Annotated in this window: 12 protein-coding genes; 5 read left to right on the plus strand and 7 right to left on the minus strand. The window is 71.3% G+C overall.

What is annotated here, in order from left to right:
• Positions 1 to 22 precede the first annotated feature (22 nt).
• From ABEB28_RS28830 to ABEB28_RS28840, 3 genes are read left to right on the plus strand one after another with little or no spacing between them, the layout of a single operon-like run.
• A complete protein-coding gene (locus ABEB28_RS28830; RefSeq protein ID WP_345731384.1) occupies positions 23 to 544 on the plus strand; it encodes a PadR family transcriptional regulator in 522 nt (173 codons plus the stop codon).
• Positions 544 to 1,215: an ABC transporter ATP-binding protein gene (locus ABEB28_RS28835; protein WP_345731385.1), complete on the plus strand. Its 672-nt coding sequence runs from the start codon at positions 544 to 546 to the stop codon at positions 1,213 to 1,215. Before ABEB28_RS28830 ends, ABEB28_RS28835 begins: the two co-directional genes overlap by 1 nt.
• Entirely contained in the window at positions 1,212 to 3,446 is a 2,235-nt protein-coding gene (locus tag ABEB28_RS28840) for an ABC transporter permease (protein WP_345731386.1), read from the plus strand. Before ABEB28_RS28835 ends, ABEB28_RS28840 begins: the two co-directional genes overlap by 4 nt.
• Here ABEB28_RS28840 and ABEB28_RS28845 read toward each other — a convergent pair.
• From ABEB28_RS28845 to ABEB28_RS28865, 5 genes are all read right to left on the minus strand, one after another.
• The gene (locus ABEB28_RS28845; RefSeq protein WP_345731387.1) at positions 3,415 to 4,245 is read right to left on the minus strand and encodes an alpha/beta fold hydrolase; all 831 of its coding nucleotides are present in this window, start codon (positions 4,243 to 4,245) and stop codon (positions 3,415 to 3,417) included. The two genes, ABEB28_RS28840 and ABEB28_RS28845, sit on opposite strands and share 32 nt — an antisense overlap.
• Complete coding sequence (locus ABEB28_RS28850; protein ID WP_345731388.1) at positions 4,242 to 4,823, minus strand: Clp protease N-terminal domain-containing protein; 582 nt, start codon at positions 4,821 to 4,823, stop codon at positions 4,242 to 4,244. The genes ABEB28_RS28845 and ABEB28_RS28850 overlap by 4 nt, the downstream gene beginning before the upstream one ends.
• A 14-nt stretch (positions 4,824 to 4,837) precedes the next feature.
• Positions 4,838 to 5,065: a helix-turn-helix domain-containing protein gene (locus ABEB28_RS28855; protein WP_345731389.1), complete on the minus strand. Its 228-nt coding sequence runs from the start codon at positions 5,063 to 5,065 to the stop codon at positions 4,838 to 4,840.
• A gap of 265 nt (positions 5,066 to 5,330) precedes the next feature.
• The gene (locus tag ABEB28_RS28860) at positions 5,331 to 6,776 is read right to left on the minus strand and encodes a pyridoxal phosphate-dependent decarboxylase family protein (protein ID WP_345731390.1); all 1,446 of its coding nucleotides are present in this window, start codon (positions 6,774 to 6,776) and stop codon (positions 5,331 to 5,333) included.
• Positions 6,773 to 8,215: an MFS transporter gene (locus tag ABEB28_RS28865; RefSeq protein ID WP_345731391.1), complete on the minus strand. Its 1,443-nt coding sequence runs from the start codon at positions 8,213 to 8,215 to the stop codon at positions 6,773 to 6,775. The genes ABEB28_RS28860 and ABEB28_RS28865 overlap by 4 nt, the downstream gene beginning before the upstream one ends.
• A gap of 197 nt (positions 8,216 to 8,412) precedes the next feature.
• Here ABEB28_RS28865 and ABEB28_RS28870 point away from each other — a divergent pair, with 197 nt between their 5' ends.
• Together ABEB28_RS28870 and ABEB28_RS28875 are read left to right on the plus strand one after the other, a co-directional pair.
• Entirely contained in the window at positions 8,413 to 8,736 is a 324-nt protein-coding gene (locus tag ABEB28_RS28870; RefSeq protein WP_345731392.1) for an MGMT family protein, read from the plus strand.
• Between the two features lie 132 nt (positions 8,737 to 8,868).
• On the plus strand, positions 8,869 to 10,350 hold the full coding sequence (locus ABEB28_RS28875) for an amino acid permease (protein WP_345731393.1): 1,482 nt from the start codon (positions 8,869 to 8,871) through the stop codon (positions 10,348 to 10,350).
• A gap of 68 nt (positions 10,351 to 10,418) precedes the next feature.
• Here the strand turns inward: ABEB28_RS28875 and moeZ are convergent, their stop codons facing one another.
• Both moeZ and ABEB28_RS28885 read right to left on the minus strand, forming a co-directional pair.
• On the minus strand, positions 10,419 to 11,579 hold the full coding sequence (gene moeZ / locus ABEB28_RS28880; RefSeq protein WP_345731394.1) for an adenylyltransferase/sulfurtransferase MoeZ: 1,161 nt from the start codon (positions 11,577 to 11,579) through the stop codon (positions 10,419 to 10,421).
• Positions 11,580 to 11,732: 153 nt separating this feature from the next.
• On the minus strand, positions 11,733 to 12,680 hold the full coding sequence (locus ABEB28_RS28885) for a DUF3152 domain-containing protein (RefSeq protein WP_345731395.1): 948 nt from the start codon (positions 12,678 to 12,680) through the stop codon (positions 11,733 to 11,735).
• Between the last annotated feature and the right edge of the window lie 52 nt (positions 12,681 to 12,732).

The raw sequence follows: 12,732 nt of genomic DNA on the forward strand, positions 1-12,732 counted from the left end.
ACTCTCAGCGTATAGTGGCCGCATGAGCGTCCCCCTCACCCTGCTTGGCCTGCTGGAACGCGAGCCCAGCCACGGCTACGACCTCAAACGCGACTACGACACGTTCTTCGGCCGCGGGAAGCCGCTGTCGTTCGGGCAGGTGTACTCCACGCTGAGCCGGCTGAGCCGGGACGGCAAGGTGGTGGTCGGCGAAGTCGCCCCCGGCGAAGGTCCGGAGCGCAAGCGCTACGTCATCACCGACCGCGGTGCGACCGAGGTCGACACCTGGCTCACCGAGCCGGTCGAGCCCGAACCGAACCTGCAGAGCATCTTGTTCTCCAAGGTCGTGCTCTCGCTGATGCTGCAGCGCCCGGCCGAGGAGTACCTCGATCGCCAGCGCAGCGCGCACTTGGCCCGGATGCGCGAGCTCACCGAGATCAAGCGCAAGGGCGAGCTGGTCGACGGGCTGCTCGCCGACCACGGCCTGTTCCACCTGGAGGCCGATCTGCGGTGGATCGACCTGACCAGTGCCCGGCTCGAATCCCTCGCGAAGGCGGTGCGGTAATGATCCTGGAAGCCCGCGACCTGGAGTTGTCGTTCGGCGCCACCCCCGCACTGCGCGGCGCTGCGTTGCAGATAAAGGCCGGCGAGGTGCTCGCGATCATGGGCCCCAGCGGGTCCGGTAAGTCGACGTTGCTGCACTGCCTGGCCGGGATCCTGGTGCCGTCGTCCGGTGAGGTGTGGTTCGACGGGACGCGCTTGGACACGCTGTCCGAGGAGAAGCGGAGCGCGCTGCGTCGGGACCGGTTCGGCTTCGTGTTCCAGTTCGGGCAGCTCGTACCGGAGCTGACCGCGGTGGAGAACGTCGCCCTCCCGCTTCTGCTGGCCGGGGTCCGGCGGGCCGCCGCGGTGAAGCAGGCGGAGCCCTGGTTCGAACGCCTCGGATTGGAAGGGTTGGGCAACCGCCGGTCGGGCGAGTTGTCCGGCGGGCAGGCGCAGCGGGTGGCGCTGGCGCGTGGGCTGGTGACCGGGCCCGAGGTGCTTTTCGCCGACGAGCCGACCGGCGCGCTCGACTCACTCACCGGCGAGCAGGTGATGGACCTGCTGGTCGACAACGCCCGCGAGCACGGGACCACGGTGATCCTGGTGACGCACGAGGCGCGAGTAGCTGCCTACGCCGATCGCGAGGTCGTCGTCCGGGACGGTCGGGTCAACAGCCCGGTGCTGGCCCCGTGATCGGCTTCGGCTTGCGGCTCACGGTCGCTGGTGGCCGGGAGGCGATCGCTCGGCTCGTGCTGATCGCCACCGCGGTCGCGCTCGGCACGGTCCTGCTGCTCTCGATCGTCGCCGCCGTCAACGCGGTCGACCGCCAGAACGAGCGCGGCGCCTGGCTACTGACCAGCGGTCAGCGGACCACCGACGACCCACTCCAGTGGTTGGTCCGGGAGGACTTCTACGACGGCCGGACGATCGCCAGGGTGGACGTCGCGGCGGTCGGTCCGGACGCACCGGTGCCGCCCGGCGTCGACCGGCTGCCCGGGCCCGGCGAGTACTACGCCTCCCCCGCCCTGCGCGAGCTACTGGCCGACACCCCTCGCGAGCAGCTCGGCGCCCGCTACCCCGGCCGGGACGTCGGCACGATCGGCGACGCGGCGCTGCGGGATCCGGAGGCGCTCGTCATCCTGGTCGGGTCCGCCCCGGACCAGATGCCGGCCAGCGCTCCCCGGATCGCCCGGTTCAACACCGAGGTACCGGCGCTCCAGACTGCGGCGATGCGTCTGATCCTCGGTGTCGTCGGCGCCGGGCTGCTGTTCCCCGTGTTGATCTTCGTCGCGACGGCGACCCGGCTCTCGGCGGCCCGCCGCGAGCAGCGGTTCGCGGCGATGCGTCTGGTCGGCGCGACGCCACGGCAGGTCTCGACGATCGCGACCGTGGAGTCGGCGGTCGCGGCCGCACTCGGCACCGCGCTCGGGTTCGTGGCGTTTGTCGGAGTGCGGCGGCCGCTCGCGGAGGTGTCGTTCACCGGCGCGCCGTTCCACGCCGAGGACGTCGTCGTGCACTGGCCCGGCATGCTGCTGGTCGCGCTCGGCATCCCGTTGGCGGCTGCGGTGGCCGCCCGGATCACGCTGCGGCGCGTCCGCACGTCGCCACTCGGCATCGCTCGCCGGGCCACGCCGCGGCCACCCCGGGCGTACCGGCTGATTCCGCTGGTGGCGGGCATCGTGGAGTTGGCGTGGTTCGTCGGACGACGTCCGGAGAGCACCAACGGCCAGACCGCCGCGTACCTCACCGGCATGCTGCTGATCATGGTCGGCCTGGTCATCGCCGGTCCGTGGCTGACGATGCTCGGCTCCCGCGTGCTCGCTGCGCGGTCCAGCCGCCCGGCGACGCTGATCGCCGCCCGCCGGCTCGCCGACGATCCCAAGGCCGCGTTCCGAGCGGTCAGCGGCCTGATTCTGGCGCTGTTCGTGGCGAGCACCGCGATCGGCGTCATCACGACGATCGTCGCGAACCAGGGCTCGGACCGGGCCGGGGCCGCCGCCAGCATGATGGTGATGTCGTTCGACGATCGGGAGCCGAAGGTCCTGATGCCCACCGCGGTCGACGGTGCCGTGGAGCGTTCCGGGCTCCGGTCGGTCGACGGGGTGCAAGCCGTGACGCTGGTCCGGTCCGATCCCTACCAGCCGCGGACCGGTGGGTCCCGGTACGGCCCGTACTCCGGTCTCGTGCTCTGCAGCGACCTCGCCCGGACGCCCGAGCGCGGCTCGTGCGCCCCGGGCGCCGAGGTCGCCTCCGTCTGGCCGTCGATCCTCTCCGGTCAGGTCGACGAGGACGAGGAGTCCAGCGGTGGCGCGAAGCAGTTCGACGCCGCCGGGCGCCGCATCTGGCCGACCGCCCGGATCTCCACCGAGGAACTGCTCGCGAAGGTCCACGTGGGCTGGATCCTGGTCGACACCGACGGAGCACCCGCGACGCTCGAGCACGCCCGCACGCTGCTCGAGACGACGTTCCCCGGCTACCCCGTTCCGCCGGGTACCGACAACGACTACAACGCCAGCTTCAACGACAGCCTGGTGATCTGGCAGCGTCTGGCCCAGATCGTCATCGTCGGCAGCCTGCCGATCGCCGGCTGCAGCCTGGCGGTGAGCGTCGTCGGTGGGTTGATGGAGCGGAAGCGCCCGTTCAGTCTGCTGCGCCTGTCCGGCGTGCCGCTCCGAACGCTGCGCCGAGTGGTGACGCTGGAGAGCGCGGTGCCGCTATTGACCGTCGCTGCGGTGGCGATCGGTACCGGCTTCCTCGCCGCCCACCTGTTCCTGCGGGCGCAGCTGGACTACTCGCTACGCGCCCCGGGGATGGCGTACTACGTGTTCGTGCTGGTGGGGATCGCTACGTCTCTCGGCGTGCTGGCTTCGACGCTACCCCTGCTGCGGCGGATCACCGGCCCGGAGACAGCACGGCACGAGTGACGGTCGCGAACTCGTCGGGGTCCGTCAGGTAACCGACGTGCGCACCGGGGAACTCGGCGATCGAGAGGTTCAGCCGGGACGCGAGTACCTGGTTCGGGCGGTACGGCAGAAGGTAGCCGCCGACGTCCCGGGACTCGCGTCCACCGGCGAGCACCAGGCGGTCCCGCGCGCGCTTCAGCGCACGGAGGTCGGGCACCCGGCGGACGTACTGCCGCAGCTCGTGCTCCAGAAAGAACTCCTGGTTGGACGCCATCCGCGGGAGCATCTCGGTCGGGTACGGGTCGCTCGATGGCTCGGGCGTTCGGAGCCCGACCGCCGCGCTGAACACCCGGAGAGCGATCGCGGCGCCGTCGCTGCGGTAGGTCGCGTGGACGTCGTCGAAGAGCGCGAGCCAGCGGGCGGCGTCCGGTAACAGCGGCACCAGCGGTGGTTCGTGCGCGACGACCCGCCGCACCCGTTCCGGGCACCGGGCGACGAGGTGCAGCGCGACGATCGCACCGGAGCTGCTGCCGAGAACGTATCCGGGCGCATCGTTGAGCAGGGCCAGCGCGTCCTCGACGTCGTCGGTGAGGCGCCGGTCGTCGTCCGGCGGGGCGCCGGTCCGGCTGCGGCCGAAACCGCGCCGGTCGTAGGTGACGACCGTGAAGGTGTCGGCGAGCGCGTGCGGCAGGGCGCCGAAGCTCGCCGCTTCCCCGGTGCCGCCGGGGATCAGCAGCAGCACCGGGCCGCTCCCCCGCGCCTCGACGTACAACTCCGCGCCGGGCACCCGCTTCCGCTGGGCGATCAGGACGTCGCTCATGCGGCGTTCCGTAGGTGATCCTCGGCCGCCGAGCGGAGATCGGCGAGGCTCACCCCGGCACCGACGACCACCTGCGCGGCCAGACCCTCGCCCTCCCGGATCAGGCCCAGCAGAATGTGCTCGGCGTTGATCTCGCGGTGCTTGAGCCGGATCGCCTCCCGCAGGGAGAGTTCCAGCACCTTCCTCGCCCGCGGCCCGAATCGCGTCCCGCGCTGCGGGCGGCGGAACAATCCCTTGCGCTCCGGCTCCGGCGGCGGCGTGGTCCAGCTCTCGTCGCCGAGCGACCGTTCCACGCTGGCGAGTACGGCGTCGAGGTCGATGCCGATCGCCTTCAGTGCCTCGGCGTCGTCGTCGGTCAGGATCCGGTTGGCGCCGCCGACGGTCCGGACGACGTCCGCGCGGACCTGGTCGTATCGCAGCCCGGCGGCGTGCAACACCGGGTACGCGCTGTTGGTGTCGTCGGCGAGCATCGCGAGCAGCAGGTGCTCGGTGCCGATCACCGGATGGCGCAGCTCCCGGCCTTCGGCCTGCGCACGGACGACGACTTCGCGAGCATCCTTGGTGAACCGTTCGAACATCGGTGCCCTCCTCCTCAGTCGCGGGAGCCGGGGACGCGCCCGGCGTACTTCTTGTGGACGGCCTGCTTGCTGACTTCGAGGACCTCGGCGATCTCCTGCCAGGACCAGCCCGCACGGCGGGCGTTCTCCACCTGCACCGCTTCCAGCGTTTCGGCCAGCCGGCGGAGCGCGCGGACGGCGCGTAGGCCGACCCTCGCGTCCTTGCTGCCGGCCGCTGCGGCCAGCTCCGTTGCCTCACTCATGTCGTCAACGTTAGTTGACACTACGGCATTCGTCAACCCACGTTGACGCGCTGCGCACAGCAGAGGTCACCCTCGCCGGAGGGCACACGCAGTGGATGTCGCGCTTCCCGGACAACACACGCAGTGGATGTCGCGCTTCCCGGACAACACACGCAGTGGATGTCGCGCTTCCCGTGCCATGGCACGGGAAGCGCGACGACCATTCCGCGAGAACCCGGGAACGGCGACAACCAGCCCGCGGCCGCAGGAATCCAGCCTTGGGGGCTTACGGCGTGTAGAGGCGCCCGAAGAACTCCACGAGCAGACGCTCGCGCAGGCGTGGCGGAGCGGCCGCGAGCAGCGCGTTGATCTCGGCCATCCGGGTCGGCAAGGCGAACCCGCCGTCCCCGCCGCCGAGGCCCGCCGCTGCGAGAAGGCCCCCGAACTCCTCGGGAGTCAGCGTCGACGGATCGAGCGCCTGGAGCGCCTCGACGATCCCCGGATCCACCGCCACCGGTCCGTGGGCACGTGCGGCGTCCACCGCGTCCCGGAGGTCGTCGAGGAACGACTCGAGCTTCGGGCTGCTGGCAGCGGTGACGGTCAGGTGCAGGTTCGGCGGGAGCGCACCGAACGCGAACTGCGGCTGGACGTACCAGCCCCGGACGGTCAGCTCGTCGGCGAGCACGAACAGGTCCGGGCCGGCATCCGTGGCTCCGAACGCCACCAGGCTGGCGTCCGGCGGGCCGAGCACCCGGAGGCCGCCCACCGCCGCCACCCCCGCTATCAGCGCCCGGGTCGCGGCCAGCGTCTGCTCGGCCAGCGCGAGGTAACCCTCCTCGCCCAGGTGCCGGAGGACCGCCCACGCCGCGGCCAGTGGTGCCGCGGACTTCGTCGACTGCATCGTCGCGTTGATCATCGAGTAGCCCGGCCAGTCCGCGAACGCGAAGTACTGGCTGCGCCGGAGTTCCGCGTCCCGGTGCAGCAGCACCGACGTTCCCTTCGGCGCGTAGGCGTACTTGTGCAGGTCGACCGAGAGGCTGGTGACGCCCGGCACGTTCAGGTCGAACGCGGGCAGCTCGACGCCCAGCCGACGCCAGAACGGCAGCATCCACCCGCCGATACAGGCGTCCACATGGCACCGGACGCCGCGCTCCGCAGCCGCCGCCGCGATCTCCACGACCGGATCGATCACCCCGTGGGCGTAGGACGGCGCGCTGGCCACCACGAGCACCGTCCGCTCGGTGATCGCCGCGGCGACGTCGGCCGGGTCCGGGCGGAACGTGACCGGGTCGACGTCGACCGGGATCAGCTCCACCCGGAAGTACTCCGCCGCCTTGGCGAACGCGGCGTGCGCGGTCACCGGCGCCACCAGCTGCGGACGCTCGACGTCCGGGCGCCCGTCCCGCGCGGCCTTCACCGCCAGCAGGATCGACTCGGTGCCGCCGGACGTCACGGTGCCGACCGTCCCCGGCCCGCCGCCGAGTAACCCGGCGGCCGCGGCCACGACCTCGTTCTCCATCGTGAGCAGCGACGGGAACACGGTCGGGTCGAGGCCGTTGACACCGGTCACCGCCGCGGCGGCCTGCTGCGCCAGCGCGTCGAGCCCGGCCAGCCCGGAGTCGTAGACGTACGCCCAGGTCCGTCCGCCGTGCGTCGGCAGGTCGCCGGACCGCAGTGTCGCCAGCACGGCGAGGACGTCGTCGGCCGGCGCGCCCTGCTTGTCGAGGCTCATGCTTCTCCGTGGGTCGAGGTCGCCCCGTCGGTCGGAGCCACCTTGTCGGTCGGGGCCGCATTGTCGGTCGGCGCTGCCCGGTCGGTCAGGGCCGCCAGGCGGGCCGGGGTCAGGTCGTAGCGGCGCAGCAGTGGCAGTGCGACCAGCACGATCACCGCGGGCAGCAGCGTGAAGCCGAGGACGATCGCGGTCCTGGCGCTGTCCGGCTGAGCCTCGGCGTCCACCCCGGACCGATAGCCGCCGAGCTGCAGCACAAGCCCGAAGAGGCCGGGGCCGAGCGCGAGCCCGAGCGTCTCGCCGCCGGTCCACAGCCCGGTGAACACCCCGGCCTGGCGGCGGCCGGTGACCGCCTCGTCCGCGGCGATCGTGTCCGGCAGCATCGCCAGGCCGAACACCTGCTGGCCGGCGTACCCACAGCCGACCAGCGCGGTCGCGCCGAGCACCGCGCCCAACGGCGCGTCACCGAGCGCGAACGCGGCCCCGGCCAACAGCGCACCGACCGCGAACAGCACCGAGCCGACGACGTACCCGGCGCGTTTGCCGATCCGATCGCCGACCTTGCCCCACACCGGCGTGACCACCAGCGCAGGGCCCACGAAGCAGAGGAACAGCAGGGAGGTCGCCCCCGCGTCGCCGAGCGGACCCGCGGCGGCGTAGTCGGTACCGGCCAGCATCACGCCGATGCCCACGGCTTGGACCACGAAGCAGCCGAGCAGCAGCGCGAACGGACGGTTCCGCCGCGCCACGGCGAGCTGCTTGCGCAGCGACGGCTCGCTCTCGTGCGCCGGGCCCACCGGCGCGCGCCGGGTGCCCCAGAACGCCGCGAGCGCCCCCGCAGCGATCAGCACGGCGACAGCCAGACCGGCGACGCGGTAGCCGGCGAGGCCACCGCCCGCGGCGTCCCGGATCGCGGGTGCCGCACCACCGGAAGCGAGGATGGCGAGCGCCAGCACTGCGATCCGCCAGGTCATCAGCCGGGTGCGCTCGGCGTAGGGGTCGGCGGTACCAGCAGTGATCTCGGCCGGCATCGCGACGTAGGGCACCTGGAAGAACGCGAACGCGGTGGCGGTGGCCAGGAACGCGAGCGTCACGTAGGCGGCACCCGCCGCGCCGGTGAACGGTCCAGCGAACAACGCGGCGAACGTGACCGCGGTGCTCAGACCGCCGATGAGCAGGTACGGACGGCGCGGACCCCAGCGGGACGTCGTCCGGTCGGAGATCCGGCCCGCCACCGGGTTGAGCAACACGTCCCAGGCTTTGGGTAACAGGACGAGCAGGCCGGCGAGCCCGGCGGCGACGGCGAACGTGTCGGTGAGGTACGGCAGCAGCAACAGCCCCGGCACCGTCCCGAACGCACCGTTCACCACGGAGCCGGCCGAGTACCCGACCCGGATGCCGCGCCCCAGCTGGGGCGTCGCCGAAACCGGAGTGACTGTCACGTTTGCATCCTGGCGGCTCCGGTGGGCACGGCGGAAGTAGTGAGATCGAACACGACAAGGTCCCCGCTCCTGTCACGTTCGGTCGCCGTCGCATTCTGGCGTCCGGCACCACGCCCGGCTGCCCCCGACGGCGCCACGGCTGCCGAGATCGCGAGACCTCGACGACGGCCACGGGCGGAGAAGGGTTCAATGGGCCGGTGACCGCAGCGCCTCCGAGTGAGTACGTCGAGCAGGTCCTGGACGTCGTCGATGCGATCCCGCCCGGCCGGGTGATGAGCTACGGCATGGTCGCCGAGGTCGTCCGGGAGCGAACCGGCAGCGGGTCGGCCCGCACCGTCGGCGCGGTGATGGCGCGGTACGGCGGCGCGGTGCCGTGGCACCGGGTGGTGGCCGCCGACGGTCGGCTCCCACCGGGCCACGAGGACGAGGCGACGCGCCGCCTCCGTGCCGAGGGCGTCGCGTTCCGCGGCGTCAAGGTGGCGATGAACGCCACCCGCTGGTGGCCCGGAGAACCGGCGTAGCCGGCAGCGTCGAGCCTCCCGACTGTCGAGAGACGTCGGTTCCGACCAATCGGCAGCGCCACGAGCGTGTGGCTGTCCCCGGATCGAGGTATGGGGCTGGGCATCCGACGGCGGCCGGACCGGGAGGTAGCCATGAGCGTGATGCGCAGAAAATCGGTGGAGCAGGCCATTCGGGAGACCGAAGAGCCCGAACATCGGCTGCGGAAGGATCTGTCCGGACTGGACCTCACGGTCTTCGGTGTCGGCGTCATCATCGGGACCGGAATCTTCGTGCTCACCGGCGAAGCAGCGAAGGAGTCCGCCGGGCCGGCCGTCGCGATCTCTTTCGTTCTCGCGGCGATCGCCTGCGGCCTGGCCGGGCTCTGTTACGCGGAGTTCGCCTCCACGCTGCCGGTGGCGGGTAGCGCCTACACGTTCTCCTACGCGGGCATCGGCGAGCTGGTCGCCTGGATCATCGGCTGGGACCTGATCCTGGAGTTGTTGATCGGTGCCGCCACCGTGTCGGTCGGTTGGTCGCAGTACCTCGCCGTGCTGCTGGAGTCGATCGGCTGGGAGCTACCGGCCTCGATCGCCAGCGCCGAGGACGGGGTCTTCAACCTGCCGGCGGCGCTGGTCGCGCTGGCACTGACCGCGGTGCTGGTCACCGGCATCCGCATCTCGTCGCGGCTGAACGCGATCGTCGTGACGATCAAGATCGCGGTGGTCCTGTTCGTGATCGTCGCCGGGTTGTTCTTCGTCAAGGCGTCCAACTACTCGCCGTTCGTGCCGCCGAGCAAGCCCACGGAGGGTGAGTCCGGCCTCTCCGCCACGCTGATCCAGACGATCTTCGGTTCCGGCCCGGCCAGCTTCGGGGTCAGCGGCATCCTGGCCGCCGCCGCGCTGGTGTTCTTCGCCTACATCGGTTTCGACGTGGTGGCGACCGCCGCCGAGGAGACCCGTAACCCGCAGCGGGACGTGCCGCGCGGAATCCTCGGCTCGCTGCTGATCTGCACGGTCCTCTACGTCGCGGTGTCGCTGGTCGTCGTCGGCATGCAGCGCTACGACCAGTTGGACCCGGAAGCCCCGCTGGCGACCGCGTTCCGCGACGTCGGACAACCGTTCTTCGCGGACCTGATCACGATCGGCGCGCTGGCCGGTCTGACCACGGTGATCATGGTGCTGATGCTCGGCCAGAGCCGGGTCGCGTTCGCGATGAGCCGGGACGGGCTGCTGCCGCGGGGCCTGGGCAAGGTGCACCCGCGGTTCGGGACGCCGTACGTCATCACGATCATCGTCGGTGTGATCGTCGCGGTGCTGGCTGGGCTGCTGCCGCTCTCCGCGCTCGCCGAGATGGTCAACATCGGGACGCTGTTCGCGTTCGTGCTGGTGTCGATCTCGGTGCTGGTGCTCCGCCGCACCCGCCCCGACTTGCCGCGGGCGTTCCGGGTGAAAGCGCTGCCGCTGGTCTCGACGCTCGCCGTCACCTCGTGCGTCATCCTGATGCTGTTCTTGCAGGTCGCGACCTGGCTGCGGTTCCTGGCCTGGATGGCGATCGGGATCGTCATCTACTTCGCCTACGGCCGGACCCATTCCCGGCTGGCCCACGCCGAGCGGGAGCCCGCGCGCGTCGACTGACCCGGAACGATGTGGCGTTGGGCTCGCCATGGTGAGCCCAACGCCACATCATTCGGCCGCATGCGCTTTTAGTACTCGGGGAGGCTCGGGTCGATCTGCTTGACCCAGCCGATCACGCCACCCTGCACGTGCACGGCGTCCTTGAACCCCGCGCCCTTGACCGCGGCGAGCGCCTCGGCCGACCGGATGCCGGTCTTGCAGTAGAGGACGATCTGCTTGTCCTGCGGGAGCTGCGCGAGCGCCTGGCCCATCAGGATGTCGTTCTTCGGGATGAGCGTCGCGCCCGGGATGCTCACGATCTCGAACTCGGCGGGCTCACGGACGTCGACCAGGTAGAAGTCCTTGCCGGCGTCGGCCCACTCCTTGAGCTCGGAAGCGGTGATCGTCGATCCGCGAGCCGCGTCCTGCGCCTCCTCGGAGACCGTGCCGCAGAACTCCTCGTAGTCGATCAGGCCGGTGATCGGCTCCGCCTCGGGGTCCTTGCGGATCTTGATCGTCCGGTACGACATCTCCAGGGCGTCGTAGACCATCAGCCGGCCGAGCAGCGTCTCACCGATGCCGGTGATCAGCTTGATGGCCTCGGTGGCCTGCACGGACGCGATCGACGCGCAGAGAATGCCGAGGACGCCGCCCTCGGCGCAGCTGGGCACCATGCCGGGCGGCGGCGGCACCGGGTACAGGTCGCGGTAGTTCGGCCCGTGCTCGTCCCAGAACACGCTGACCTGGCCCTCGAACCGGTAGATCGAGCCCCAGACGTACGGCTTGCCGAGCAGCACCGCCGCGTCGTTGACCAGGTACCGGGTGGCGAAGTTGTCGGTGCCGTCGACGATCAGGTCGTAGTCGCGGAAGATGTCCAGCACGTTGTCCGACTCGAGCCGGGTCTCGTGCAGGATCACGTTGACGTACGGGTTGATCTCCTTGACCGAGTCCCGCGCCGACTCCGCCTTGCTGCGGCCGATGTCGGACTGGCCGTGGATGATCTGGCGCTGCAGGTTCGACTCGTCGACGGTGTCGAACTCCACGATGCCGAGCGTCCCGACACCCGCGGCGGCCAGGTACATGAGCGTCGGCGAACCGAGCCCACCCGCGCCCACACACAGCACCTTGGCGTTCTTCAACCGCTTCTGCCCGTCCATCCCGACGTCGGGGATGATCAGGTGCCGCGAATAGCGGCGCACCTCGTCGACGGACAGCGACGCGGCCGGCTCGACCAGCGGCGGCAGGGCCACGAGCTGCTCCTTCCATGCAAAGAGTCTGCGCCGGTACGGCGCCTCCACCGGTTGGGAACCGGCATCGGAAGCCCATTGTTCCCGACGCCCAAGTAGTGGGACAGCCCGTGGAACGGTCAGTGTTCCCGGCCCTCGGCTACAGGACCGCAGCCGTTACTGGCCCGACGTCGACTGGCCGGTCAAGTAGCGGCCGTTGACGAACGGCCAGGCGTTCGGCGCGCAGCCTTGCAGGCCGAGCGTCTGCTGCTGCATCACCGGCGCGGGTTTGCCGCGTCCGCCGCAGCGCACGTGTCCGTGGCCGAGCTGGTGGCCCATCTCGTGGTTGACGACGTACTGGCGGTAGGTCGCCAGGTCGCCCTTGAACGCCGGCACCGCGAGCAGCCAGCGCGCGAGGTTGATGACGACCTTGTCGCCGGTCCGGCACGACGTGTAACCGGCCGGGTCCAGCCCACCGGCGCGGCAGATCGTGTTCGTGGTCTCCGGCGTGGCGAGCAAGATCACCGCGTCCACGGTGCCGCCGGTCACCCGCTGGAAGCGCCACCTCTTCGCCGCGGTCCAGCCGCGCGGATCCGACAGCGTGGCGTCGACGGCCGCGGCGAAGTCGTCGGGCTTCTGCCCGGACCCGCGCTCCACCCTCACCTGGTAGCGGACGAGCGTCCCGGCGGTACCGCGGACCGGCGTCGTCCCGCTCGCGGTGGTGAACGCCCCGCTGCCCCGTTTCGGCACCGAGACGGCAGGCGACGCGCTGGGGCTCGCCTCCGGCTGGATCGCCTCACCGCTCGGATTGGTCGTCGCGGACGGCACCGCGGACGGAAGCGCCGCGGTCGTCACCCGGGTCCGTTCGACCTGCTCCTGTTCCGTCCGGCTACCCCGGACCAGATCCACCAGCACGAGGACGCAGGTGAGCAGCGTCAGCAGGACCAGGAACCGCCGCCGACGCCGGGCGGCGCGCCGCCGCGCGGCGCGCAGATAGCTCGCGGAGGCTCCGGAGTGCGGTGGTGCCGACGCGGGACGATCACCGGGCCGGCGTCCGCGGCGGATCTCCGTGCGCACGGCGTGCCGCGCCCGGTGTTCCGCATCCGGATGACCGACGCGGCGCACACGTCGCTCCCGGAACGCGTCGGTGCGTGGCTCGGGCGCCACCCGACGCCGG

It is taken from the genome of Cryptosporangium minutisporangium (assembly GCF_039536245.1).
Classification (GTDB): Bacteria; Actinomycetota; Actinomycetes; order Mycobacteriales; family Cryptosporangiaceae; genus Cryptosporangium; species Cryptosporangium minutisporangium.

Excerpts from the sequence above, each read along its gene's own strand:
- ABEB28_RS28830 (WP_345731384.1), top strand. The coding sequence starts at position 23 with ATGAGCGTCCCCCTCACCCTGCTTGGCCTGCTGGAACGCGAGCCCAGC.
- ABEB28_RS28835 (WP_345731385.1), top strand. The coding sequence starts at position 544 with ATGATCCTGGAAGCCCGCGACCTGGAGTTGTCGTTCGGCGCCACCCCC.
- ABEB28_RS28845 (WP_345731387.1), bottom strand. The coding sequence starts at position 4,245 with ATGAGCGACGTCCTGATCGCCCAGCGGAAGCGGGTGCCCGGCGCGGAG.
- ABEB28_RS28850 (WP_345731388.1), bottom strand. The coding sequence starts at position 4,823 with ATGTTCGAACGGTTCACCAAGGATGCTCGCGAAGTCGTCGTCCGTGCG.
- ABEB28_RS28855 (WP_345731389.1), bottom strand. The coding sequence starts at position 5,065 with ATGAGTGAGGCAACGGAGCTGGCCGCAGCGGCCGGCAGCAAGGACGCG.
- ABEB28_RS28860 (WP_345731390.1), bottom strand. The coding sequence starts at position 6,776 with ATGAGCCTCGACAAGCAGGGCGCGCCGGCCGACGACGTCCTCGCCGTG.
- ABEB28_RS28875 (WP_345731393.1), top strand. The coding sequence starts at position 8,869 with ATGAGCGTGATGCGCAGAAAATCGGTGGAGCAGGCCATTCGGGAGACC.